25 protein-coding genes are annotated in these 24,879 nt (G+C 69.6%); 18 read left to right on the top strand and 7 right to left on the bottom strand.

Features of this window, described 5'->3' with window-relative positions; translation table 11 throughout:
• The first annotated feature begins 603 nt into the window (after window positions 1-603).
• The 6 genes from OG206_RS04680 (at window position 604) to OG206_RS04655 (ending at window position 6,620) form a co-directional block, all read left to right on the top strand.
• On the top strand, window positions 604-2,226 hold the full coding sequence (locus OG206_RS04680; RefSeq protein ID WP_327112491.1) for a sensor histidine kinase: 1,623 nt from the start codon (window positions 604-606) through the stop codon (window positions 2,224-2,226).
• Window positions 2,223-2,630, top strand: coding sequence for a roadblock/LC7 domain-containing protein (locus OG206_RS04675; RefSeq protein WP_014152870.1), 408 nt, complete (start codon window positions 2,223-2,225; stop codon window positions 2,628-2,630). Before OG206_RS04680 ends, OG206_RS04675 begins: the two co-directional genes overlap by 4 nt.
• Complete coding sequence (locus tag OG206_RS04670; protein ID WP_327112472.1) at window positions 2,627-2,995, top strand: DUF742 domain-containing protein; 369 nt, start codon at window positions 2,627-2,629, stop codon at window positions 2,993-2,995. The genes OG206_RS04675 and OG206_RS04670 overlap by 4 nt, the downstream gene beginning before the upstream one ends.
• The gene (locus OG206_RS04665; protein WP_327112470.1) at window positions 2,976-3,593 is read left to right on the top strand and encodes a GTP-binding protein; all 618 of its coding nucleotides are present in this window, start codon (window positions 2,976-2,978) and stop codon (window positions 3,591-3,593) included. Before OG206_RS04670 ends, OG206_RS04665 begins: the two co-directional genes overlap by 20 nt.
• Before the next feature lie 76 nt (window positions 3,594-3,669).
• Window positions 3,670-5,193, top strand: coding sequence for a cytochrome P450 (locus OG206_RS04660; RefSeq protein ID WP_327112468.1), 1,524 nt, complete (start codon window positions 3,670-3,672; stop codon window positions 5,191-5,193).
• Between the two features lie 80 nt (window positions 5,194-5,273).
• Entirely contained in the window at window positions 5,274-6,620 is a 1,347-nt protein-coding gene (locus OG206_RS04655) for a 6-phospho-beta-glucosidase (RefSeq protein ID WP_327112466.1), read from the top strand.
• Between the two features lie 22 nt (window positions 6,621-6,642).
• Here the strand turns inward: OG206_RS04655 and OG206_RS04650 are convergent, their stop codons facing one another.
• Together OG206_RS04650 and OG206_RS04645 are read right to left on the bottom strand one after the other, a co-directional pair.
• Window positions 6,643-7,083 carry a hypothetical protein gene (locus OG206_RS04650; protein ID WP_327112464.1) on the bottom strand — a complete coding sequence of 147 codons (441 nt, stop codon included), beginning with the start codon at window positions 7,081-7,083 and terminating at the stop codon, window positions 6,643-6,645.
• Entirely contained in the window at window positions 7,077-7,535 is a 459-nt protein-coding gene (locus OG206_RS04645; protein ID WP_327112462.1) for an ATP-binding protein, read from the bottom strand. Before OG206_RS04645 ends, OG206_RS04650 begins: the two co-directional genes overlap by 7 nt.
• A 205-nt stretch (window positions 7,536-7,740) precedes the next feature.
• On the opposite strand from OG206_RS04645, the gene OG206_RS04640 reads away from it, so the two are divergent.
• The 3 genes from OG206_RS04640 (at window position 7,741) to OG206_RS04630 (ending at window position 9,376) form a co-directional block, all read left to right on the top strand.
• On the top strand, window positions 7,741-8,601 hold the full coding sequence (locus tag OG206_RS04640) for a helix-turn-helix domain-containing protein (RefSeq protein ID WP_327112460.1): 861 nt from the start codon (window positions 7,741-7,743) through the stop codon (window positions 8,599-8,601).
• Window positions 8,601-8,837: a DUF397 domain-containing protein gene (locus tag OG206_RS04635; protein WP_014049581.1), complete on the top strand. Its 237-nt coding sequence runs from the start codon at window positions 8,601-8,603 to the stop codon at window positions 8,835-8,837. The genes OG206_RS04640 and OG206_RS04635 overlap by 1 nt, the downstream gene beginning before the upstream one ends.
• Before the next feature lie 89 nt (window positions 8,838-8,926).
• Window positions 8,927-9,376 (top strand): YchJ family protein, encoded by a 450-nt coding sequence (locus OG206_RS04630; protein WP_327112447.1) that lies wholly within the window; start codon window positions 8,927-8,929, stop codon window positions 9,374-9,376.
• A gap of 245 nt (window positions 9,377-9,621) precedes the next feature.
• Here the strand turns inward: OG206_RS04630 and OG206_RS04625 are convergent, their stop codons facing one another.
• The 5 genes from OG206_RS04625 to OG206_RS04605 all read right to left on the bottom strand — a co-directional run bounded on the left by OG206_RS04625 (window position 9,622) and on the right by OG206_RS04605 (window position 14,154).
• A complete protein-coding gene (locus tag OG206_RS04625) occupies window positions 9,622-10,458 on the bottom strand; it encodes a hypothetical protein (protein ID WP_327112445.1) in 837 nt (278 codons plus the stop codon).
• 258 nt (window positions 10,459-10,716) lie between these two features.
• Window positions 10,717-11,931 carry an acyl-CoA dehydrogenase family protein gene (locus OG206_RS04620; protein ID WP_327112443.1) on the bottom strand — a complete coding sequence of 405 codons (1,215 nt, stop codon included), beginning with the start codon at window positions 11,929-11,931 and terminating at the stop codon, window positions 10,717-10,719.
• 4 nt (window positions 11,932-11,935) lie between these two features.
• Window positions 11,936-12,409, bottom strand: a complete 474-nt coding sequence (locus tag OG206_RS04615; RefSeq protein WP_327112441.1) for an SCP2 sterol-binding domain-containing protein — start codon at window positions 12,407-12,409, stop codon at window positions 11,936-11,938.
• A 69-nt stretch (window positions 12,410-12,478) separates the two neighbouring features.
• Window positions 12,479-12,742, bottom strand: a complete 264-nt coding sequence (locus OG206_RS04610; protein ID WP_327112439.1) for a hypothetical protein — start codon at window positions 12,740-12,742, stop codon at window positions 12,479-12,481.
• Between the two features lie 197 nt (window positions 12,743-12,939).
• On the bottom strand, window positions 12,940-14,154 hold the full coding sequence (locus tag OG206_RS04605) for a helix-turn-helix domain-containing protein (protein WP_327112437.1): 1,215 nt from the start codon (window positions 14,152-14,154) through the stop codon (window positions 12,940-12,942).
• Between the two features lie 662 nt (window positions 14,155-14,816).
• Between OG206_RS04605 and OG206_RS04600 the strand changes: the two genes are divergently transcribed.
• From OG206_RS04600 to OG206_RS04560, 9 genes are all read left to right on the top strand, one after another.
• Complete coding sequence (locus OG206_RS04600; protein ID WP_327112435.1) at window positions 14,817-15,455, top strand: hypothetical protein; 639 nt, start codon at window positions 14,817-14,819, stop codon at window positions 15,453-15,455.
• Between the two features lie 244 nt (window positions 15,456-15,699).
• Window positions 15,700-17,175 (top strand): DUF6801 domain-containing protein, encoded by a 1,476-nt coding sequence (locus OG206_RS04595; protein ID WP_327112433.1) that lies wholly within the window; start codon window positions 15,700-15,702, stop codon window positions 17,173-17,175.
• Between the two features lie 73 nt (window positions 17,176-17,248).
• Window positions 17,249-18,205 (top strand): hypothetical protein, encoded by a 957-nt coding sequence (locus OG206_RS04590; protein WP_327112431.1) that lies wholly within the window; start codon window positions 17,249-17,251, stop codon window positions 18,203-18,205.
• Window positions 18,206-18,904: 699 nt separating this feature from the next.
• Window positions 18,905-19,885: an ABC transporter ATP-binding protein gene (locus tag OG206_RS04585; protein WP_327112429.1), complete on the top strand. Its 981-nt coding sequence runs from the start codon at window positions 18,905-18,907 to the stop codon at window positions 19,883-19,885.
• Window positions 19,882-20,727, top strand: a complete 846-nt coding sequence (locus tag OG206_RS04580) for an MlaE family ABC transporter permease (RefSeq protein WP_327112427.1) — start codon at window positions 19,882-19,884, stop codon at window positions 20,725-20,727. Before OG206_RS04585 ends, OG206_RS04580 begins: the two co-directional genes overlap by 4 nt.
• A 3-nt stretch (window positions 20,728-20,730) precedes the next feature.
• Entirely contained in the window at window positions 20,731-21,534 is an 804-nt protein-coding gene (locus OG206_RS04575; protein ID WP_327112425.1) for an MlaE family ABC transporter permease, read from the top strand.
• Window positions 21,534-22,835 (top strand): MCE family protein, encoded by a 1,302-nt coding sequence (locus OG206_RS04570; RefSeq protein ID WP_327112423.1) that lies wholly within the window; start codon window positions 21,534-21,536, stop codon window positions 22,833-22,835. The genes OG206_RS04575 and OG206_RS04570 overlap by 1 nt, the downstream gene beginning before the upstream one ends.
• Window positions 22,832-23,863 carry an MCE family protein gene (locus tag OG206_RS04565; protein ID WP_327112421.1) on the top strand — a complete coding sequence of 344 codons (1,032 nt, stop codon included), beginning with the start codon at window positions 22,832-22,834 and terminating at the stop codon, window positions 23,861-23,863. Before OG206_RS04570 ends, OG206_RS04565 begins: the two co-directional genes overlap by 4 nt.
• Window positions 23,860-24,879 carry an MCE family protein gene (locus OG206_RS04560; protein ID WP_327112419.1) on the top strand — a complete coding sequence of 340 codons (1,020 nt, stop codon included), beginning with the start codon at window positions 23,860-23,862 and terminating at the stop codon, window positions 24,877-24,879. The genes OG206_RS04565 and OG206_RS04560 overlap by 4 nt, the downstream gene beginning before the upstream one ends.

Below are 24,879 nucleotides of genomic sequence, written 5' to 3'. Positions count from 1 at the left end.
GGACCGCCCCCGGGCGGGCTGAGGAGGTCCGGCCGCCGGGTCGGCTTCACTGACGGTCACGACCTTGAGACCGGCGTGGCGGCGCGGGGCCGGCTCCGGTACGCCGATGGCACGCACACGGCCCACGGCGGCGTTCTGTCCGTACACATGTCCGTCGCTCAGGAGTCCGCTCCTTTCGGAGTGGTTCGCGCACCTGTGCGCTTGTCCTGCCCTGCGGTACAAAAAGATTCGCATACGCTCGCGAAGGTCGCTGCAAGACGCGGCCTAGCGGCGGATTTTTGCGCAAATCGACCTGTTCGGTTCGACAGCCCCGGGTTATATCCGTCCCGCTCTGCAGGACATCCCTGTCTGTTTTCGCCCGATTCGACTCCGGCGTCACTCCTCGCGCATGCACGGCGGCGCTGAGTACAAAACTGGTGAGTGTATTACTGCCCGCGTGCTCGCGCAGGGGGTTGGGTGAATGTGCCGAAGCACTGTTCTGATCTGGCTAGGCTCACGCGCAGTGAAGTCGAGTTGTTACGAATCCGAGCACTTGTTCACACCTGTCAGTACACGTGCTGGATCTCCCGAATACCTTCCCGAATCAACCGCCAGAGGGTTTAGATGGTCCGTGTTGAATCACCGCCGACCAACAGAGACGTCCCCGCAATCCGTGCCGCGCTGCCGCCCGTCGTGCTGATGGCCGGAGCCACGGCGGCCGGCGCGGTGCCGGTCACCGGAGGCGTGCGGGCGGCAGTCGTCTGGTGCGGGGCGATCGCCACTGTCGTGGTCGCCGCGCTCACCGTCGTGCTCAACCGCCGGCGCCGCGCGATGCGCGTACAGCGTGCCGAGTACGAACAGCGCATCGCGCTCCTGGAGCACCGCATCGCCTCGTACGACCAGGAGACCGTCCGGCTCACCAAGGAGCTCCTGCCCGCCGCGATCCGCCGGCTGCGTGCGAGCAACTCGCCGCAGGAGGTGATGCGCGACGTCGTCGACGCCGACGCGTCCTACCGCAGCCTCCCCGCGGCGCAGCGCGCCCTGGTCCTCCAGGTCCTCGACATCATCGACAACGAGGAGGCGATGCGTGACTCAGCGCAGCGCGCCTTCGTCAGTGTCGCCCGCCGGGTCCAGGCCATCGTCCACCGGCAGGCCAGTGAACTCCGGGAGATGGAGGACCACCACGGGCGCAACCCCGAGGTCTTCGACGACCTGCTCCGCATCGACCACGGCACCGCGCTGATCGGCCGCCTCGCCGACTCCATCGCCGTGCTCGGAGGTGCCCGCCCCAGCCGTCAATGGCCCAAGGCGGTACCGCTGTTCAGCGTGCTGCGCGGCGCGATGTCGCGGATCCTGGAGTACCAGCGCGTCGATCTGCACTCGATCGCCAAGGTCGCCATCGTCGGCACCGCGGTCGAGCCGCTCATCCACGCCTGCGCGGAGCTCCTCGACAACGCGACCCGCTACTCGCCTCCCCAGACCCGGGTGCACGTCACCGCGGTCGAGGTGCAGACGGGCATCGCGATCGAGATCGAGGACGGCGGCGTCAGCCTCAGCGAGGAGGCCAGGGCGCGGGCCGAGAACATGCTCGCCCAGGCCCAGGCCGGCATCAACATGAACGACCTGGGGGAGTCCCCGCGGCTCGGCATGGCCGTGGTCGGCCGGCTGTCCCGCATGTACCAACTCCAGGTCTCCCTGCGGCAGTCCGCGTACGGCGGGGTCCGAGCGGTGCTCATCGTGCCGCGCGACATGATCACCACCGGTCCCGCTCCCGGCATCGCCCACGGCATCGGTGCCACCTCGCGGCCCCAGAGCTCCCTCGACATGTCGCAGATGCAGCATGTCGTGCCTCCGCGGGGCAAGCACAAGGCGCCCCGTCCCTCGGCGACCGGCCCCGTCCCCTCGGTGGCCGTCCCCGCCGCCCCGGCGCCCTCGGCCTCCACGGCGCGGCCCGCACCCGCGGCCGCCGCCATGGGCGACGACGAGATCGTGGTGACGGAGTGGACCGCCGGCGGACTTCCGCAGCGCCGCAGCCGCGGCCGCGCACCGCTCGGCTCGCACAACCTTCCGCAGCAGTCCGCATCGGCGGCCCCCGAGCCCGCGGCCGCGCGCAACGGGCACGGCGGCGGCACGGCGGCACCGGGCCTCTGGCTGGAGGCCTTCACCCAGGCCGTCAACGGGGTGCCCAAGGAGCCCGACAACGGCGAAGAATCTGACGACGCGTGGGACAAGGGAGACCAGAAGTGATCCAGCAGCGGGGAAACATGGACTGGATGCTCAAGGAACTGGCCGACGACGTACCGAGCATCCACCAGATCGTGGTGCTCTCCGCCGACGGACTGCGCATCGCGCGGCACGGCGGCGACCCGGACGTCGCCGACCGTCTCGCCGCCGCCTGTGCCGGGCTGCAGAGCCTGGCAGCGGCCGTCGCCACCGAGATCCCTTACAGCGACGGCCTCATGAAGCTCGTCGTCATCGAGGTCACGGGCGGGTTCTTCTACCTGATGGCCGCGGGAGCCGGGGCCTACCTCGCGGTGCTGGCCGGCGAGACGGTCGACGCCGGGCTCGTGGGTGCGCGCATGCGGGACATGGTCGTCCGCATCGGTGCGCATCTGACGAGCCCTCCGCGCCATGACGGGCAGGCCGGATGAGTGCTCCCCGCCGAGAACGCAAGAAGGCCGACCCGGCGCTGAGCGATCCGGAACGGCTGTACGTGATCACCGGTGCTCCCGACGGTGAGCGCGCCGCACTCGACCTCGTCACGATGGTGGTGGCACAGGCCGAGCCGTCGCCCATGGTCCAGCCCGAACAGGCCGCGATCCTGCGGCTCTGCAGGGCGCCGTTGTCCGTCGCGGAGATCTCGGCCTACCTGAGCCTCCCCTTCAGCGTGGTCACCTCCCTCCTGACAGAACTCCTGGCGACCGAACTGATCGAGTCGCGCGCGCCCATCGTCCGCGCCGCACTCCCCGACCGGTCCCTCCTCGAAGCGGTGATGCATGGACTTCAGAAGCTCTGACACGGTTCCGGGCCCTCGCGGCGAGGACGTCCTCCCGAGCACGGCCACGGCCGCGGTGAAGGTCGTCGTCGTGGGCGGGTTCGGGGTCGGCAAGACGACCATGGTCGGCTCGGTCAGCGAGATCCGTCCGCTGACGACCGAAGAGACCATGACCCAGGCCGGTGTCGGCGTGGACGACAACAAGGGCGTGGAGGCCAAGACCGCGACCACCGTCGCCATGGACTTCGGCCGGATCAGCCTCAGCGAGGAACTGATCCTCTACCTGTTCGGAACCCCCGGCCAGGAGCGCTTCTGGTTCCTCTGGAACGGACTGTTCGAGGGTGCTCTCGGAGCCGTCGTCCTCATCGACACCCGGCGGCTCCAGACCAGTTTCGACGTCATCGGCAGGCTGGAGGAGCGCGGCGTGCCGTTCGTCGTCGCGGTCAACACCTTCCCCGGCGCGCCGCACCACCCGGTCGAGGCCCTGCGCAACGCCCTCGACCTGCCCGAAGAAGTACCGATGATCGACTGCGACGCCCGGCTGCGCACCTCCAGCCGGGACGTGCTGATGACCCTGATGCGCTATCTGCACAGCCTGGCCGTACCGCTCGCCGGATGACCGCACGCGCACCCTTCCCCCCGAACGGGCCGTGTCCCCCCGCCCGGTCCCGGAACGCCTTATCCATGGAGCCACAGTGACAACCCCCTTCCAGCACGAACCCGGCTCGGCCGCAGGCCCGGTGCCACCCCCGCAGTGCCCCGCGCACGGCATGGGCATCGGCCCCGGGGGACTGCGCCGCCTTTACGGCGCCGAGGCCGAGTCGGACCCCGCGGGCCTCTACGAGAAGCTCCGCGCGGAACACGGGACGGTCGCACCCGTCCTGATGCACGGTGACGTCCCCGCCTGGCTGGTGCTCGGGCACAGCGAGAACCTGCACCTGACCCGCACCCCCTCGCAGTTCTCGCGCGACTCGCGCCGGTGGCACGCCCTGCGCGACGGGAGCGTGGCCCCCGACCACCCGCTGGCCCCGATCTTCACCTGGCAGCCCGTGTGCTCCTTCGCCGAGGGCGAGACCCACGAGCGACTGCGCGGAGCGGTCACCGACAGCATCGCCCGCATCGACACCCGCGGGGTGCGCCGGCACATCAACCGCTACAGCAACCGGCTCGTCAACGAATTCTGTCAGGAGGGCCGCGCCGACCTGGTCAGCCAGTTCGCCGAACAGCTCCCGATGATGGTCATGTGCGCGATCGTCGGCATGCCCGAGGACTACAGCGAACGCCTGGTGGAGGCGGCCCGTGACCTGACACGCGGCACGGAGACCGCCATCGCGAGCAACGCCTTCCTGGTCGACACGCTGAACCGCCTGGTGGAGCGCCGCAGGGAGACGCCCGCCGAGGACTTCGCCACCTGGCTCGTCGAGCACCCCGCGGGGCTCACCGACAAGGAGGTCGCCGAGCACCTTCGCGTAGTGCTCTTCGTCGCGTACGAGACCACCACCAACCTCATCGCGAACGTGCTGCGCATGGTGCTCACCGATCCCAGGTTCCGGGCGCGGCTGAGCGGCGGGCACATGACCGTGCCCGAGGCGGTGGAACAGACCCTGTGGGACGAGCCGCCGTTCACCTCGATCCTGGGACGCTGGGCGGTGGGCGACACCGAGCTCGGCGGGCAGCAGATCAAGGCCGGTGACGCCCTCATCGTCGGGATCGCTCCGGCCAACACCGATCCGGTGGTGCGGCCCGACCTGACCGCGGGCATGGAGGGCAACCGCGCTCACATGGCCTTCAGCAGCGGACCCCACGAGTGCCCGGGCCAGGACATCGGACGCGCCATCGCCGACGTCGGCGTCGACGCTCTGCTGATGCGCCTTCCCGACCTGGAGCTCAGCGTCGACGAGGACAAGCTGACCTGGGTGGGCAACTTCGTCTCCCGCCACCTGGTGGACCTGCCCGCCAGCTTCGCCCCGAGCCCCCAGCAGGAGATCGACGACGAACCGCTGCCCGCGGTGGCGAGGTCCCGTACCGCCACCGACTGGGAGGTGGCTTCGCCCCGGCGCACGAGCCCCGCGGGAGACGTTCCCGCCGGCCACGCACCGGCCGGTGTGCGCACCTCCGAGCCACTCGGGACGCCCGCGCAGGGAGCCCTGATCCCGGCTCAGCGGACCGGGCGGACGAAGATCTGGCACGCCGTCGTGCGGTGGTGGAACGGCCACTGAGGCCGGGCCGCGGGAACGGACCGGCGCCCCGGGCCTTCGGGTCCGGGGTACCGGGCCCCCGCCCCGTACCATCGAGCAGCGTGAAGCTGACAATTCTTGGCGGCGGCGGGTTCCGCGTGCCACTCGTGTACGGGGCGCTGCTCGGGGACCATGCCGAGGGCCGCGTCTCCCGTGTGACCCTGTACGACACGGACGCGGACCGGCTCACCGCAGTCGCCCGGGTGCTCCGTGAACAGGCGGGCGGAGTCGCCGACGCACCCGAGACCGTCGCCACCGACGACCTCGACGAGGCCCTGCGGGGCGCGGACTTCGTCTTCTCCGCCATCCGGGTGGGCGGACTCGAAGGCCGCGCGGCCGACGAGCGCGTCGCACTCGACGAGGGCGTCCTCGGCCAGGAGACCGTCGGGGCCGGCGGCATCGCCTTCGGGCTGCGCACGGTTCCCGTGGCCACCGAACTCGCCCGCCGCATCGCCCGGCTCGCCCCCGACGCCTGGGTCATCAACTTCACCAACCCCGCCGGCCTGGTCACCGAGGCCATGTCCCGGCACCTCGGGGACCGGGTCATCGGTATCTGCGACTCCCCGGTCGGGCTCGGCCGCCGTATCGCCCGGGTCCTCGGCGCGGACCCGAACCTGGCGTGGATCGACTATGTCGGACTCAACCACCTGGGCTGGGTCCGCGGGCTCCGCGTCGGAGGCCGGGACGAACTCCCGCGCCTTCTCGGTGATCCGGCGCTGCTCGGCTCGTTCGAGGAGGGCCGGCTCTTCGGGCCGGACTGGCTGCGCTCGCTGGGCGCGGTCCCCAACGAGTACCTGCACTACTACTACTTCAACCGGGAGGCCGTCCGCGCCTACCGGGAAGCCGAGCAGACCCGCGGCGCCTTCCTGCGCGAGCAGCAGGAGGGGTTCTACGCCCGCATGAAGGACCCGGACGCCCCCGCGCTGGCCACCTGGGACCGTACGCGTGCCGAGCGCGAGGCCACCTACATGTCGGAGAACCGGGACGTGGCGGGGGCCGGCGAGCGCGAGGCGAGCGACCTGGGATCCGGCGGCTACGAGCAGGTGGCCCTGGCCCTGATGCGCGCCGTCGCCCGCGACGAGCGGACCACGCTGATCCTCAACGTGCGCAACCGCGGCACACTCTCCGTGCTCGACGCCGACGCGGTCATCGAGGTGCCCTGCCTGGTCGACGCCAACGGGGCGCACCCGGTCGCCGTCGACCCCCTTCCGTACCACGCGGTCGGGCTGGTCACCGCGGTGAAGGGGGTGGAGCGGGCGGTACTCGACGCGGCCGGGACCGGTTCGCGGGGGGCTGCCGTGCGGGCCTTCGCCCTGCATCCGCTGGTGGACTCCGTCTCCGTCGCCCGGCGCCTGGTCGAGGGATACACCCGGGTCCATCCCGGCCTCGCCTACCTCGACCGGCCGTGAAGGAGACCGCCCGCGCCCCGCGTCAGGGGGCGGAGAGTGCCCTGGGACCGCCGGACGGGTCCCAGGACGGCGCCACACCCGTCACCTGACACACCATCAGAAACAGGGGGATCGGCGGCGTGTACGGCGTGCGGCTGTCCGGTGCGTGGATCAGCCGGGGCCGCCCGGCGGGCACGTAGGCCCCGGTGGCGTACGACGCCTGCTCGGGCCAGTCCAGATCGAGATCGGAACCGGACGGCACGATCCACCACCACTGGTGCGCGTCGGCGAACACGCAACCCGCGCGCGGCAGATGCGACATCAGCCGGAAGCCGTACCGCGCGGGAACCCCCACCGCGTCGCAGCCGAGGCTCGCCGACAGTGCGGGCGGCAGCGGGAGTCGCACCCGGCCCGCGGCGTCGTCCTCCTCGCCGGACCGGGTCCGTCGCGCGCCGAGCAGGTGGGACAGCGCATGCTTCAGCATGCCGCCCCCGTGCCGTCCGGGAGCTCCGCCCACACGATCCGGCCGGAGTGGTCCCCGGCGTCGTGGGAACCCCAGGCGAGGGACATGGAATCGACCAGCAGAAGGCCGCGGCCGTGTTCGCCGTCGGCCGTGAGTGACAGCCGCGGCCCGCCCGGCAGGTGCCCCTGGTCCTGCACGGCGACACGCAACCGCCCCTCGCGGCAGCGGAGCTCGCAGACGACCCGCGCGCTCGCCGTGTGCACGACGGCGTTGGTGACCAGCTCCGAGACGATCAGCACCGCCGCGTCGTGCGTGTCACCCGTCAGTCGCCACTCGGCGAGCCGCGCCCGCGTAAGGCGTCGCGCACCGGCGACCGATTCGGGGTGCGCGGGCAGGGCGAAGCAGTAACGGAGCGCCTCCGTCCCGGGGCTGAGGTCCATGAGCCGGGGGATGAGCGCACTGCCAGGTGCCACGACCGAATCCTCACAGTGGGGGCTGTGTCACGCTTCGCGCCGCCCCGGAACGGGGCGGGAACGATCACGCGAACTGGTTCACCCCCAACTCTCCCTCTGACATGAACACTTGGCAAGGGGCACTCTGAAAATTCCAGAGTGACAGTGTCCTTCGAGCGCACGTGCATGGCACACTGCTGACACACAGTGCATCGGGAGGTCTGAAGTGAGCGAACCGCGGTCCGCCCCGACCGTGGGCCAGGTAGTACTGGGCAAGCGACTGCAGGATCTGCGGGAGCGTGTCGGCCTGAGCCGCGACCAGGCTGCGAAGGTGCTCCGCGTCGCCCCGGGCACCATACGCAGGATGGAGACAGCCGAAGTCGGGCTGAAGATCCCTTACGTCCAACTCCTCCTCAAGGCCTACGGGATCGCCGACGACGAAGCCGACGCGTTCGTCGAGCTCGCGGAGGAGGCCAACAAGCCCGGCTGGTGGCAGCGCTTCCACGACGTGCTGCCCGACTGGTTCAGCATGTACGTCAGCCTGGAGGGCGCGGCGAGCCTCCTGCGCACGTACGAACCCCACTTCGTCCCCGGCCTGTTGCAGACGCAGGACTACGCCCGGTCCGTCCTGCGCACCGGAGCGGTCGGTCAGGCCCGGCCGGAGGACATCGAGCGCCACGTGGCGCTGCGCATGCAGCGGCAGTCCCTGTTGACCGAGGCGGAGGCGCCGAAGCTGTGGGTGGTGATGGACGAGACCGTCCTGCGCCGCCCCGTCGGCGGTCCCGACGTCATGCGTGGGCAGATCGACCGGCTGCTCGAGGCGACGGACCTGCCCAACGTGACCCTGCAGATCGCGGAGTTCGCGACCGGTCACCACCCCGGCACCTACGGGCCGTTCGTCCTCTTCCGGTTCGCGGTCCCGGAACTCCCCGACATGGTCTACAGCGAGTACCTGACCGGCGCCGTCTACTTCGACGCGCGCCCCGAGGTGGCTTCCTACCTCGAGGTCATGGACCGCATGGCGGCCCAGGCGGCGACTGCACAACGCACGAAGGAAATCCTCAGGGACTTCCGCAAGGAGCTGTGATGAACCACATATACAACGGCATGCCGGCCGCCGACCTCGGCACCGAAGGCTGGTACAAGCCGTGGAGCGGTGGGAACGGCGGCAACTGCATCGAGGCCATGAAGCTCGCGGACGGCAGGGTCGCCGTGCGGCAGTCCGCCGACCCGGACGGCCCTGCCCTCATCTACTCCAACGGCGAGATCGCCGCCTTCATCCAGGGTGCCAAGGCCGGCCAGGCCGACTTCCTGCTCACCTGACACACAGCCGCCCCGGACGGCCGGGGCGTCCGGGTGCCTTTACCGGCGCCCGTCTCCGGGCCGCCGGGACAGCAGGCCACAATGGAACCATGTCACGACGTACCTCCCGCCCTCGCGGATCCGCCCCCGCCGGAACGAGCCCCGGCCGGATCACCCCCCAGTCACCGTGCCCGTGCGGCCTGCCGGCCACGTACGGGGACTGCTGCGGCAGGCTGCACGCGGGGACGGCGGCCGCCCCGACGTGCGAGGCGCTGATGCGCTCCCGGTACGCGGCCTTCGTCGTCCAGGACGCCGGCTACCTGCTGCGCACCTGGCACCCGGAGACGCGCCCGCCGTCCGTGGACTTCGACCCGGCGATGCGCTGGACGGGCCTGGACATCCTGGAGACCACGGAGGGGAGCGCGTTCCACACCACCGGCACGGTGACGTTCCGGGCGCACTACACCGACGGCGGCCGCCCCGACGCCCTCCACGAGAAGAGCCGCTTCGTACGGCACGAAGGGGCATGGGTCTACGCGACGGCCGTCTTCGTCGACTGAGGCCCGCCGCCTTGGCACAGGCGCGACGCCCTCCCGGACGTTCGGACGGGGGCCGGCACATGCGCCGTCGACGGCCCGCGCTCCTGCCCGGGTCCTCCGCGAGGAGTGGGCCAGGGGCGCGGAAACAGGTCACGCCCGACGCGGCCGTCACCGGGCCGCATGTTCGGTCGCGAGACCGCACAGGAACGAGCCGGTGTCCCTCGCACCCGCCCACGGCCCGCGCATGCGGGCGCGGGCCCGAAGGGTCAGCTCAGCAGGTCCCTCAGCGACTCCTTCATCCGGGCGACGAACGACTCGCGCGACTCATCGGTGACCCGGTCGAGGGACAGGTACGGATTGAGGTCCTCCAGCTCGACGAGGAGCAGTTCGCCGCCGGCCGTCCGGCAGGCGTCCACCCGCTGGATGCCGTGCGTGAGGGTGTTCCACTCCACGAAGCGGCGCGCGAAGTCCAGGTCCGCCGCACCGGGCGCGTACGGCTCCAGCACCCAGCGCCGTTCCGGATGCGGTGCGTGCAGGGCGTACTGGAAGTCGTGGTCCACGAAGTAGAAGGACACCTCGTAGCGGAAGCCGATCCGGGGCTGCACGAGCAGGGTGTCCCCGGCGTCCGCCGGGAGCTCCGCGGCCGCCGTGAAGCGCAGCCCCACCGAATCCGCGCCGAGCTTCGGCTTGACGACGTACTGCGCCGCGCGGGGGAGCAGCCCGAGGTCCTCGGCACGGTCCACGGTCGGGATGACCGGGAAGCCGTCACGGCTCAGGTCGACCAGGTACTGCTTGCCCGCCATGTCGGCGCGTCCGTCGAGCGTGTTGTAGACACGGACGCCCGACTCCCGCGCCCTGGCCCGGAACGCGTCGTACGCCTCCCGGTAGTGGAGCACCGGACCGCTGTTGCGGACGACGGCGGCGTCGAACCGGTCGAGCAGGGCCGCGGCGTCACGGGGGTGACAGAGCGCGACGTCGAACGACTCGCGCAGGCGCGAGGTCAGGAGGATGTCCTCGTCGCAGTAGCGCCGGCCGCGCGCCTCGTAGGCGAGATCCGTGACGAACAGGACGGAGGGACGGGGTCCGCCGGACGCGGCGTTCAAAGGTACTCCCAAGGGGGTCGGTATCGGGTTGTCGGTCAATGGCCTTGCGAACACTGCCTGTTCACGACCATGAAGCACACTGATCTCTGCCCCACAGGAGTCACACGTGTCCCAGGCATCGTCACCGCCCGATATTCTCCCGCCCGTCTTCGCGGCCGCCCCCTGCAGGGCCTGCCGGCTGATGCGTGTTCGACCCGGTGGCCGCCTGAGGGCGGCTGGGTCCGGTCCGGCGGGCCGCCGCAACGGCCCCCGCCGACGTCAGCGGATGTGGCGCCCCGAGATCGCGCGGGCGATCACCAGGCGCTGGATCTCGCTGGTCCCCTCGAAGATGGTGTAGATCTTGGCGTCGCGGTACATCCGCTCCACCGGATGTTCCCTGCTGTAGCCGGCGCCGCCCAGGATCTGGACGGCCTTCTCCGTGGCCGACACCGCCAGCTCACCCGCGCGCAGCTTGGACATCGAGCCCTGTCCCGCGTCGAAGGTGCGGTCGTTGCGGGCCATCCAGGCGGCCTGCCAGATGAGCAGCCGTACGGCCTCGATCTCGGTGCGGATGTCGGCCAGCGCGAACGCGATCGACTGGTTCTCGATGACCGGCCTGCCGAACGCCTCGCGCTGCCCGGCGTACTCCAGGGCGTACTCGTACGCGGCACGGGCGATGCCCAGTGCCTGCGCGCCCACGGTGGGGCGGCTGACCTCGAAGGTGGCCATGGCGGCCTGGCCCTTGGCGTCGCCGCCCTCGCGGGCACGGGCCAGCCGGGCGTCCAGCTTCTCCTTCCCGCCCAGCAGGCAGTGTCCCGGCACACGTACGTCGTCGAGGAAGAGGTCGGCCGTGTGCGAGGCCCGCAGCCCGAGCTTCTTCACGGTGCGGCCCGGCACGAGGCCCCGGGTGCCCGGCGGCACGATGAACGCGGCCTGTCCGCGCGCGCCCAGGGACGGCTCGACCGACGCCACCACCACGTGCACCTCGGCGATGCCGCCGTTGGTGATCCACGCCTTCTGGCCCGAGAGCACCCACTCGTCGGCGGCCTCGTCGTAGCGGGCCCGAGTGGCCATCGCCGAGACGTCGGACCCCGCCTGCGGTTCCGACACGCAGAAGGCGGCCACCTTCGGGTCGTCCGCGTCGCCGTAGCACTGAGGGACCCACTCGGCGAGCTGGTCGGGCGTGCCCGAGGCGAAGATCCCGGCGACGGCGAGCGAGGTGCCGAAGAGGGCCATGCCGATCCCGGCGTCGCCCCAGAACAGCTCCTCGTTGGCTATCTGGAGGGAGAGCCCGCTGGGGTCGCCGTACATGTCGGCCAGCGACTCGAATCCGTACAGCCCGATCCGGGCCGCCTCCTGGATCACGGGCCACGGCGTCTCCTCCCTGGCGTCCCATTCGGCCGCCGCGGGGCGCACCACCTCGGCGGCGAAGCCGTGCACCCAGTCACGCAGGTCCTGCTGTTCCTCGGTGAGGGCGAGGGAGAAGTAGCTCATCGGCTCAGGCCTTCGGGATGTCGAAGTAGCGGGTGAGGCCGGAGGCCAGGCCGACGTCGCCGGCGATCTTCAGCCTGCGCATCATGAACATCGTCACGGGGTTGCCGTTGCCGGAGACGAGCCGGAGGAAGTCGGCGTCGGCCATCACCAGGGTCGTCCGGGGCTCGGAGTCGGAGCGGCCCGCGCTCACGGTGCAGACTCCGTCGGCGATGGAGGTCTCGTAGACCTCGTCGCTCTCGCCCGTGATCCGCCAGCGGATCAGTGCCTCCAGTCGGCCGGCCGCCTCGGGGCGGAACTGCTGCCGCATCCGGCCGAAGACCTCGCTCAGCACGCGGGTGCGCAGTTCGCCGCGCATCACCTCGCTGAGTTCCTTCGTGGACAAGCCCTTGACGAGCCGCGCGAACTCCTCGGGGGAGACGGTCGCGAAGTCGAGCCCGGACAGGTCGCCGGTGAGGTTGCCGCTGCTGTTGTCGGGCACGCCAAATCCTTACTCCGGAGTAAACTTACTTCAAAGTAAGGTAAGGGTGCCGCAGGGTCTTCGCAAGCGTTACCAGGTGCCGCCCGGACGCACGGCGAGAAGCGGGTCATGAGCCGACAGCACCTTGTTGGCCCACGCGAGCTCGGACAGGGCCTGCTCCCGGTCGGCCTGGTCCTCGATGCCCAGCCTCGGCCCCCGGAACCTGCGCACCTCGCGCGCGGCGCAGTCGGCGTCGAACTCCGCCTGCAGGATGTGCGGCGGGGTGCAGGAGCCGATGAGCGCGGCGACCCGGTCCGGGATCGGTACGGGGACGAGGAGGTGCGAGGCGGTCATGGGGGGTTCCCTCTCGGGTGGTCGGCCAGGAGGCGGTGCTGCGCGGTGACCTGTGGGCCACCACTCCTCCATATGTACGGGACGCAGTTCCTGGTTTCTCGTTGAGAACGTCTCCGTGTCGCAACCGTCTGGGACTGACCGTCTATTTCGCGTTACTTGGAGGTAAGTTGACGCACCGCGTTACGTGTGATGCACCATCAGTTGAGATTCTGGGCGCCGCGAGCCCGTAACTGCAGGGCCCGCAGCACGGCTTCCGTCGAGAAGCGGCTCTCGGGGTCGGTCAGCTGCTCACCGAAGATGGCTTCCAGGCTGCGCATGCGGTAGCGGACCGTCTGCGGGTGCACATCGAGCAGTTCGCCCATCTGTGCGGCGGTGCCGCGGGTGTCGAGCCAGATCCGGAGCGTCTCGATCAGCCGCTCGCGCCGTGTGGCGCTGATGCCGGAGACAGCGGCCAGTTCACGCTCGGCGAGCTGGTCCAGGAGAGCCGGGTCGGAGAGGAGCCACAGCGTGATGAGGTGGTCCTCACAGCGCACGAAGGGGGTGCCCTCGATGACGCCAGCGTCGACCAGTTCGAGGACGCGGCGGGCCCACCGGATCGAGTCGGCCGCCAGTGCGGTCGGCACCGTCAGCCCGATCGCCGCACCCCCGTTGGGGACCGTCCGTTCGAGCATCTGCCTGCGGTCCTCGTCGACGGCGCCGGGGATGAGGAGATGCGGCTGCGGGTCGCCGGGATCGATCAGCACGTCGTGGTCCGCGCTGATCCGGTCCAGGCCGGCCGGGGCGCGTACGGCGACGAGCGTGACCTGTTCGGGCAGCGTCCACCCGGTCTGCTCGCACAGTTCGGCGATGGCGCTGCGGGGCACGGGCCGGCCGGCCAGGACGAGGTGGAGCAGCTGACGCCGCATGGCCTCGCTCTGCTCGCCCGACCGTGACTGCACCTCCAGGAAGCCCTCGCGGGAGAGCGTCTCCAGCTCGTCGACGTAGGCGAAGAGCGCGTCAGCGAAACTCAGCATCAGCGACGGCGAGAAGTTGTACCTCCGGCCGACCTTCTTGGCCCGGCGCAGGGCGACCCGGGCGCCGAGGCGGTAGGCGCCCTGGAGCGTTTCCATGGTGCGGCCCTCGTAGGCCTCGAAACGGCCGAACCGCCGGCAGATGTCGTCGCGCAGCGGTGTGGCGGAGGTCGGTTCCGCGACCAGGTCGACGAATGCGGCGAGGCTCTGCTCCACGCCCACCCGGATGGCCTGCCCGTTGGGTCCCCCGAGCAGACGGGCGTACTCCGGATAGGCCCGGGTGACCTCGACGCCGATCTCCTTGATCAGGCTGGGGAGTTCGGGACGCATGATTGCGGCGAACTCCTGGGGGAGGGGCCCCAGCGGGTCGCCGGTGTCCAGCGGCTGGATGAGTCTCGGCATGACCGTCCCCTCGCTCATCGGTGCCCTGTGCGGGTGAGGCGGTGGAGGGAAAGCGCTCCCAAGGACCGATAGGTGTATACCAACATCGGCGCCGAAGATAGACCAAGTCGGACGGGCAGCACACCGCCTGGACAGGATCGAAGTGCAAGGGGCACACATCGTGGCCCTGTTATGGGGTTCCGGCGCAGGTGGGGCGGTACTGCTCACTTCCGGACAATGTTTTCGGCCTTATGCTCCCCGCGCGGCGCATTAGTGACCCCGGGTGGCGTCCGGGAACGTGCTTTCGTGCACCTGTCGTTGCGTCCGGGCCGACCGCCCGGCGACAAGGCCGGTTCCGTCCCGCCGGCGGCTTTCGAGGGCGCGAAGATCCCGGTCACAGGCCGATCTTCCTCGAATTCTGCGCACCAAGTGACAAGTGCTCCAGGCGAATTAGTGACGTACGGACGAGGAAACAAACTCGCGGCACCAATCTTGACCGGCGGCATTGTGCTCCAAGTTTCCCGCAAGTAACGTCACGCCCTGTCACAGAACGTGTACGGCTGAAAGCGCAGCACGGCCCCCCACGCAACTCGGTTCATCGCGGCACTCCCTGCACCTTTGCAGGATTCCGGGTGCTGTCCCCGCAACAGTGCGCCCGCACTGTCGAATCGGAGGAAATCACTGTGCGCAACTCTCTGAGAAAGATCGCACTGGCGGCCGGTGCCGCCGCAGCCGCCGTCACCCTCGGCGCCACCACCGCCAGCGCCGGCGTCGCGGCTCCGACCTGGACCGTCGGTCCCGCACCCTCTCCGGTGCCGGTCTCGGCGACCTCCACCGGCACCGTCTCGCTCAGTCTCAACGGCATCCCGATGACATGTACGTCATCGGCGGCCACGGCCGTGCTGGCGACCGCCTCCGGTACCTCGAACGTGACGGTCGGCACCATCGCTCCGCTGAGCTGGAGCGGATGCACCAGCCCGTTCGGCCCGGTGACGCCGGCCGCCAACACCTCCCCGGCATGGCAGCTGAAGGCGAACAGCTACAGCGCGGGAACCACCACCGGGTACATCTCCGGGGTACAGGCCACGGTGACGGTCCTCACCTGCACCTTCACGGTGACGGGTAACGTCACGGCGTCCTACAGCAACACCAGCGGGCAGCTCACGATCGGCAACAACGCCACGTACAAGCTGACCGTCGCCACCGTCACCCCGGGCTGCACCGGCATCGCGGCCGTGGGCCAGAACCCGATCTACACCGCCAAGTACAACGCGGTCAAGACGGGTACCACCACCAAGCCGACCATCGTGTACACCCCCTGATCCGGTCGCATCCCGGTCATGGGTGACGAGGGATCGCACGGCGGCGCCGCCCGCCGTGCGATCCCTGTGGGTACATCACCGACTGCCCGGGCCCCGCGGCTCAAGGTGACAACTGGTCGGCCACCACGGGTTGCCCGGTCGCCACGCCGGTACCGAGTGAGCGGGAAGTGTGCGGGGGTCCGTCCGGCGTACGAGGCACGTCAGGTTGTCCGAACAGGGGACATCGCCAGTGGAGGGAAGTCGAATGGCGGGAACGCGCAGGCGCACCGCACGCGGTGCCGCCGTGGCCACCGCTGTGCTGCTCGGGGGGATGCTCCCCGGCGCACAGGCCGCGTCCGGCATGCAGGAGATCGACGCGGGGCTGGCCTACACGTGTGACTTCCCTGAGGGGGAACATCCGGTGAAGGTCCGGATAGCCGTGAAATTCCCCGGATCGGCTCAGGCCGGACAGGTGATCCAGCCCGAGGACATGGCGCTCGACCTGACTCTGCCCGAGGCGGCGACGGCCGGCCTCGCCGGGTCCGGAGCGGCGGCCGTGAGCGCGGAGGCCCGGCTTTCGGTCGACGTCGCCCAGGAGGGCCGGTCGGCCCGGGCGGAGTGGGTCGGGACCGCCGGCGCGCCGGTACCGGTCCCCGAGACCGGCGAGTTGACGTTGAGTACGGCGGGGAGTGTTCCCTACGTGAAACCCGGCGCGCCGGGCGAACTGTCGTTCAAGGCATCGGCCCTCTCGGTGGAACTGGCCGTGAGGAAGGCTGACGGAACTCCGGCGGAACCGCCGAGTGTCTCCGCCACGTGCGTGGTGGACGCGGACCAGGAGACGACCCTGGCGACGGTCGGCGTCGGCGGTGGTGCCGAGACGCCCACACCTGGACCGTCCGCGTCCGATGAGTGGCCCGATGACGAGGAGCAGGGAGAACCCGTAGCGCCGGAGATCGGGAAGCGGGCGAAGGAGTCCGTGTCCGCTTCCGCTCCATCGTGCGTCGGGGACCCGATGAACGAGGAAGGCCGGGACATGGTCGCCTACGTAGCCGGCTACGCGAACGTGACCAAGCTCGACGGCGCCACCAAATTCCCCCCGGCCTGCGCACGGATTCACACGTACGACGGGGAGAACTACTTCGAGTTTCCCTACGTACACGCGATCCTGAACGCGGCGATCGTGCTGGATTACCAGGGAAAGCCGCAACTGCCGCCCACCAGGGGGACGTTCCTGACGTTCGGGTTCATGCCGACGACGGCCACCCTCGAGATGACACAGATACCTCCCGAGCCCGACTCGCCGAAGGACCGCAACGTGGTGTCCCACGGCATCACGGATCTTCTCAACGGTGGCTTCACCAAGACCACCACCACCGTCGACATGGACTTCGTCCTCAGGCTGTACGACGTCGAGGTCAACGGTGTGGCGCTGGACGTGGGGAAGAACTGCCGGACGGAGCGCCCGTTCCGGCTCTCGCTCGCCGGCCTGGGGACCTGGGACGCGGAGAAGGGCAACGTGGGCTACACGGTGGTGACGGGTGGGACGCTGACCGGGTCGGTGACGATCCCACCCTTCAAGGGCTGCGGTGCGGAAGAGGATCTGGACAGTCTCTTCACCGCCTCCCTGTCCGGATCTCCCGGATTCGTCAAGCAGGTACAGGGGGCGCCGTGTGTGCCTTCGACCGGTGGTGCCTGTACGCCCGAGTACCAGCCCCAGGACATCCCCAAGGCGTCGCGCTGACCCCGCGGCCGCCCCTCGACCACCGTCCCGAGCACAGCAATTCCTTCGAGCCCATAACCGAATTGAGGGAACAATGAGATCTGCCCCGAAGACCTGGATCAAGGCCACCGGAGCCGTCGCCGCGTCCGCCGCGCTGGTCATGCCCGTGACCGCGTCGCCGGCCGGTGCAGCCACCGCCGCGGCGACCCAGCTCAACGGCGCCTGGGCCCCGTTCGACCGCTGTCCGGTGGATGCCCCCGCGATGCTCGCGGCGGACGGCGACACCGACGTTCCCCTGTGTGTGACGTCCACCTCGCCCAACGGGTCGATCAAGCTGGGCAACACCGAGGCGACCACCGGCTCGACGAACCTGCAGTTCGGCGTCGTCCAGCACCCGGCCGAGGGGACCTACACGGTCGTCCCGCCGCCCGCCGGCTCCATCATCAGCGGGAAGACCACCATCCCCGGCGGACTGCTGGGCATCATGTGCCCCAGCAACGTCCCCGTGGTCTCCGCCGTGTGCGGGCAGATCACCAACGCCACCCTGAACAAGGTGACCGCCACAGTCGAATCCGCCGGTACGCCCACCGAGTTCAGCCTGGTCGCCGGCATATCCTCCGGGCCCATCGTCAAGCTGCCGGTCAGGATCCGCCTGGAGAACCCGCTGCTCGGCTCCAACTGCTACATCGGAAGCAGCAGCAACCCGGTCGTCCTGCGCCCCGGGAACCTGAGCCAGCCGAGTCTGGCCGCCTCCCGGTACAACGGTGACGGTTCGGAGAACGCGGACGAGGGCTCGCTCATCCAGATCGGCCTGTCCGGGGCCGCGCAGGGCGACAGCCAGTTCTCCGTGCCCAAGGCCGGCGGCTGCGGTCTCGGCGGACTCCTCAGCTGGGCGATCGACCTCAAGGTCGGCCTGCCCGCGGCGGCAGGCTCGAACAATCTCGTACTGAACGACGCCAAGACCTCCACGATCGGTCTCACCGCCCCCGGGCTGTCGGTGCCGGACGCGGGCAAGGAGCTCTCCCAGAACTGGCACTCCGCGGTGAAGTAGCCAATAGGGGAGGCCGGCACGCCGCCTTGTCACTTGGTGCGTGCCGCCACACCGCCCACCCGAGCCCGCCCCGACCGAAGGAATCCTGGTCGGGGTGGGCTTCCGTGTGTCTTCACCGCCTTTCGCCGCAGGGCGCGGACGTCCTCGAATGCCTCACTTATCGATAGGTTTCGCACGGCGGTTACTCATCGGGACACAAGAAAACAAGGCCGTTCCACAGCCTCGGAGAAAGTTCGTGAACCGCTATTGCGGACCGAGGTTACTGACCCGTAGCGTCCCGCTTGAGCGGCTCGGAAAGGGTCCGTAATCGCTCGCCCGACACACGTGGAGTCCTGGTCGCGCCCCTGCTGACCCGGGATTCCGCCGGGAGTTCCTCCGGCCCCGGACCTCCCACACCGGGGCGGGACCGCTCCCACCGCCGGGGTCCCGTGGCTCCGGCCCCGGACCGTGGTGCCCCGGCGGGCACGGAGTGCTTGCGCAGATGACGACAAACCCGCGACAGGGATTTGTCATCCGGTGACAAGTGGGCCGCCCGAAGATCGAAGTCCGGCGAATTCCGCTGCTCAACCGCTTGTCCTGGCGGTTTCGACGGACCTAACGTGCGCCCCTTGGTGCATGTGTGACAAGCCGTCCGTTGCATGTACCGGAGCCGGAGCGCTGACAGATGACGCCGTTCACCACCACCTCGAGGGAGGGCCGATGGGAATCGAAGTAGTCGTCGAAGGCCTCACGAAGTCCTTCGGCAAGCAGAACATCTGGCAGGACGTCAGCCTCACGCTGCCGGCCGGTGAGGTGAGCGTCATGCTCGGTCCCTCCGGTACGGGAAAGACCGTGTTCCTGAAATCCATCATCGGACTGCTGAAGCCGGAAAAGGGACGCGTCCTCATCAATGGCGTCGACATGGTGAACAGCCCCGAGCGGGAGATCATGGAGACCCGCAAACTCTTCGGCCTGATGTTCCAGGACGGCGCACTCTTCGGTTCGATGTCGCTCTTCGACAACATCGCCTTCCCCTTGCGTGAACACACACGGAAGAAGGAGTCCGAGATCCGGCGCATCGTCATGGAACGGATCGACATCGTCGGTCTGCTCGGCGCCGAGGGGAAGCTGCCCGGCGAGATATCCGGCGGGATGCGCAAGCGGGCCGGCCTGGCCCGCGCACTCGTCCTCGACCCGCAGATCATCCTCTGCGACGAACCGGACTCAGGACTCGACCCGGTGCGCACCGCCTACCTCTCGCAGTTGCTCATCGACCTCAACGCCCAGATCGACGCGACGATGCTCATCGTCACCCACAACCTCGACATCGCGGCCACCGTCCCGGACAACATGGGCATGCTCTTCTGCCGCAACCTCGTCACCTTCGGGCCGCGCGAGGTCCTGCTCACCAGCGACACACCCGTGGTCTCCCAGTTCCTCTCCGGACGACGGGAGGGGCCCATCGGCATGTCCGAGGAGAAGGACGCGGCCACTCTCGCGGCCGAACAGACCAACGGCCACGGCCACGCGGCGCCCCGCACCGTCGTCCCGCAGCTGGAGCCCTCGCCGGGCATGCCCGTGCGGCAGGGGGCGCTGCGCCGCCGGGAACGGGTGAACTCGATGATGGGCACACTGCCCGAAGCAGCCCGTACGGCGATCCTGAACAGCTACACGCCGGCTCTGGACGGTGGGCGCCGATGACGGCACCGCTGCCCCTGCGGCCGCCGGGCCCCGGCACCGAGAGGGCCGGGGTGACACCCGCGCAGCGGCCGCCCTCGCGGCTCCTCGCCCCGCTGCGCCAGACCGGTCAGCTCTTCGCCCTCGCCCTGGCGGTCGCCCGCGCGGTCTTCCGCCGGCCCTTCCAGCTACGGGAGTTCATCGAGCAGTTCTGGTTCGTCGCCAGCGTCACCATCCTGCCGGCGGCCCTCGTCTCCATCCCGTTCGGCGCGGTCATCGCCCTCCAGGTCGGCTCGCTCACCGAACAGCTCGGGGCCCAGTCCTTCACCGGAGGCGCCAGCGTCCTCGCGGTCATCCAGCAGGCCAGCCCGCTGATCGTGGCACTGCTCATCGCCGGGGCCGCCGGCTCCGCGATCTGCGCCGACCTCGGCTCCCGCAAGATCCGCGAAGAACTCGACGCGATGGAGGTCATGGGCGTCTCGCCCGTCCAGCGCCTCGTCGTCCCCCGCGTCCTGGCCACGATGCTGGTCGCGGTCCTGCTCAACGGCCTGGTGTCCGTGGTCGGGACACTCGGGGGCTACTTCTTCAACGTGATCATGCAGGACGGGACCCCAGGCGCGTACCTCGCCAGCTTCTCCGCCCTGGCCCAGCTTCCCGACCTCTACGTCGGTGAGATCAAGGCCCTGATCTTCGGCTTCATCGCGGGCATCGTGGCCGCGTACCGGGGACTGAACCCGCGCGGCGGACCGAAGGGCGTCGGCGACGCGGTCAACCAGTCCGTCGTCATCACCTTCATGCTCCTGTTCCTCGTGAACATGATCCTCACGGCGATCTATCTGCAGATCGTCCCCCCGAAGGGGGGCTGACCGATGTCGATGCTCGGCTGGCTCGACCGCTCGGGTGACCAGCTCACCTTCTACGTCAAGGCACTCCTCTGGGTTCCCCGGACCCTGCGCCGCTACCTCAAGGAGGTACAACGGCTCCTCGCCGAGGTCGCCTTCGGCAGTGGCGGACTCGGGGTCATCGGCGGAACCATCGGCGTGATGATCGCGATGACCCTCGCGACCGGCTCGGTCGTCGGACTCCAGGGATACGCGGCCCTCGACCAGATCGGCACCTCCGCCTTCACCGGGTTCATCTCCGCCTACTTCAACACCCGCGAGATCGCCCCGCTCGTGGCAGGTCTCGCCCTCTCCGCCACCGTCGGCGCGGGCTTCACCGCCCAGCTCGGCGCGATGCGGATCAACGAGGAGGTCGACGCCCTAGAAGCGATGGGCGTGCGCTCCATGCCCTACCTCGTCACCACGCGGATCATCGCGGGAGTCGTCGCCATCATCCCGCTGTACGCGATCGGTCTGCTCTCCTCCTACCTGGCGTCCCGCTACATCACGGTCCTGTTCAACGGACAGTCCGCGGGCACCTACGACCACTACTTCAACCTCTTCCTCTCCCCGGACGACGTCCTGCTGTCGGTCCTCAAGGTGCTGATCTTCAGCGTGCTGGTGATCCTCGCCCACTGCTACTACGGCTTCCACGCCACCGGCGGGCCGGCCGGCGTGGGCGTCGCGGTGGGCCGGTCGGTGCGCAACGCCATCGTGCTCATCAGCGTCACCGACTTCTTCCTCTCGCTCGCCATCTGGGGTGCGACGACAACCGTGAAGGTGGCCGGCTGATGCGTACCTCCACGGCGCAGACAGTGCGCCGCAGACTCGCGGGCGTGGCCTTCGTGCTCGTGCCCGCCGTGCTCGTCTGGGTGTCGGTCTCGGTGTACGAGAAGGACTTCGCGGACGACGCCACCGTGACCGTGCGCACCGGGAGCGTCGGCAACGAGATGCATGACAACGCCGACGTGAAACTGCGCGGTGTCGTGATCGGCGAGGTGCGCCACATCGCGGCCGACGGGGACGGCGCGCGTCTCACCCTCGCCATCGAACCCGGCAGGCTCGGCCGGATACCCGCCGACGTCACGGCCCAGATGCTGCCCACCACCCTCTTCGGCGAGCGTTTCGTCGCGCTCGTGCCTCCGGCGGTCCCCTCCTCGCAGCCGCTGAAGGCCGGGGCGGTGATCCCGCAGGACCGGTCCAGCAACGCCGTCGAACTCGAAGAGGTCCTCGACAACGTCCTGCCGATGCTGACCGCGGTCAAGCCCGAGAAGCTGGCCGCCACTCTCAACGCCGTGTCCCAGGCACTCGAAGGGCGGGGCGGCAAGCTCGGCGACACCCTGGTCACCCTCGATGCCCACCTGAAGGAATTCAACCCGCAACTCCCCACCCTGAACGCGGACATCAGGGAACTCGTGAAGGTGAGCACGCTGTACGCCGATGCCGCCCCCGACGTCCTGGACGCGCTCACCGACTTCACCACCACCAGCGGCACCATCGCCGAACAGCAGGCGGAACTCGCCGACCTGTACGGCTCCACCACGGCATCGGCGCAGGACGTGACCTCCTTCCTCCGCAAGAACAAGGACAACCTGATCCGGCTCTCCGCCTCGGGCAGGCCGACCCTGGAACTCCTCGCGGAGTACTCCGACGCCTTCCCCTGCACCCTGCGGACGATGGCCGGCTTCGTCCCCGCCATGGACAAGGCGCTCGGCAAGGGCACCGACGAACCGGGCCTGCACGTCACGCTCAGGCCCGTCGAGTCCAAGGGCAAGTACGTCACCGGCAGGGACACCCCGGTCTACGGCGCGACCGGCGGCCCGCACTGCTACTCGGTCCCCTACACCGGCAGGGCGGTACCGACCGCCGACGCCCGGACCGCGTCCGCCCCCGGCAGCACCGCGGCCAGGTCCGGGGACGCCGAGGCCGACGCCGACGGCACCGCGCTCGGAATGCCCAATTCCCCCGAGGAGAGCCGGCTCGTCAACGAACTGGTCGCCCCCTCACTGAAAGTCCAGCCGCAGAACCTGCCCGACTGGAGCAGCGTGCTCATCGGACCGGCCTTCCGCGGTGCGGAGGTGAAGCTCAAGTGAAGCGCCGCTCCCTCGCGGGTCCCCTCGTGAAGTCCCTCGTCTTCGTCGTGGTGACCGTCCTGGCCACCACCGTCCTCGGGCTGTCCATCGCCAACACGGGCGTCGGCGACACCACCTCGTACAAGGCACGGTTCACCGACGCCACCGGGCTCGTCGTCGGCGACAGCGTCCGGATCGCCGGCGTCGAGGTCGGCCAGGTCGAGTCCATCCGGGTCGCCGACAAGCGCCTGGCCGAGGTCGGATTCGCCGTACGCCGGGGCCGTGACCTGCCCGCCTCGGTCACGGCGTCGATCAAGTACCTCAACATGGTCGGCCAGCGCTACATCGACCTCGACCAGGGCGCCGGGCCCGTCGGCGAGAGCTTCGGAGCGGGCGCGACCATCCCGCTGTCCCGCACCAGGCCCGCGCTCGACCTCACGCAGCTGTTCAACGGCTTCCAGCCGCTCTTCGAGGGCCTGTCGCCACCGGATGTCAACCAGCTGGCCGGATCGATCGTGCAGGTCCTCCAGGGCGAGGGCGGCACCGTCGACAGCATCCTCTCCCACGTCGGATCGCTGACCGGCACCGTCGCGGCCAAGGACAAGGTGATCGGCGAGGTGATCAAGAACCTCAACACGGTCCTGAAGACCGTCAACGACCGCGAGGCCGGCTTCAATGACCTCGTCGTCACCCTGCAGAAGCTCGTCACCGGCTTCTCCGGCGACCGCAAGCCGCTGGGGGAGGCGGTCACGGCGATGGGAGCGCTGACCACCGTCACCGCCGGGCTCCTCCATGACGGCCGCAAGCCGCTCAAGAAGGACATCGCCCAGCTCGGGCGCCTCGGCAACCAGCTGGACAGGAACGCGCCCCAGATCGAGAACTTCCTCCGCCGGACCCCGGCCAAGATGGAGGCGATCACCCGCCTCACCTCGTACGGGTCATGGCTCAACCTCTACCTCTGCGAAGCGAGGATCAGCGGGGTGACGACCGAGGACGGCAGTGCCCCGCCCACCGGCATCACGATCGGTCAGCCGAGGTGCCAGGCATGAGGATCAAGCCCGTGCGGGAACGCAACCCCGTCGCCGTCGGCACCGTCGGACTCCTCGTCCTGGTCCTCGTCGGCCTCGCCGCCTACCGTGCCGACGCGCTGCCCTTCATCGGCGGTGGCACTTCCTACAGCGCCGACTTCACCGAGTCCGCCGGCCTCGACGAGGGCGACGAGGTACGCATCGCCGGGGTGAAGGTCGGCGAGGTCACCGGGGTCTCGCTCGACGGCGCCAAGGTGAAGGTCGACTTCGAGGTCGAGGACGCCTGGATCGGCAACTCCTCCACCGTGGGCATCGCCGTCAAGACGCTGCTCGGCGACAAGTACCTCGCGGTCGACCCGCTGGGCAACGCCCCGCAGGACCCCGGGTCCCGCATCACCGCGAGCCGCACGACCTCGCCGTACGACGTCACCCAGGCCTTCAACGGCCTCGGCGAGACGATCGACGAGATCGACACGGCCCAGCTCGCCAAGAGCTTCGAGACGATCTCCGACACCTTCAAGGACTCCCCGCCGGACGTGCGCAGCGCCGCCGACGGACTGTCCGCCCTGTCCAGGACCGTCTCCGAGCGGGACGCCCAGCTCGCCACCCTCCTCAAGGGCAGCAAGCGGCTGACGAAGACCCTCGCGAACAAGAAGAGCAGCTTCGAGACGCTCCTGGAGGACGGGAACCTGCTCCTCGGCGAGATCCAGGCCCGCCGGGACTCCATCCACCTGCTCCTCACCGGCACGAGGAACCTCGGGACCCAGCTCACCGGGCTCGTCGCGGACAACGACAAGCAGCTCAAGCCGACCCTGGACTCCCTCGGCAGGGTCACCGCCGTGCTGGTGAAGAACCGCAAGAGCCTCGACAAGGTGCTCTCGCTGGCCGGTTCCTACAACCGCCTCGTCGGTAACACCCTCGGCAACGGCCGCTGGTTCGACAACTACGTCTGCGGCGTCGTCCCGAAGAGCTATCTGCCGGCGGGCACACCCCCGGCCGACGGAGGGTGCATGCCACCGAAGCAGGGAGGGAGCTGA

The sequence above is a fragment of the Streptomyces sp. NBC_01341 genome, from assembly GCF_035946055.1.
Taxonomy (GTDB): Bacteria; Actinomycetota; Actinomycetes; order Streptomycetales; family Streptomycetaceae; genus Streptomyces.
Note: the sequence above shows the minus strand (reverse complement) of the source record. Positions and strands in the feature narration are given on the sequence as shown.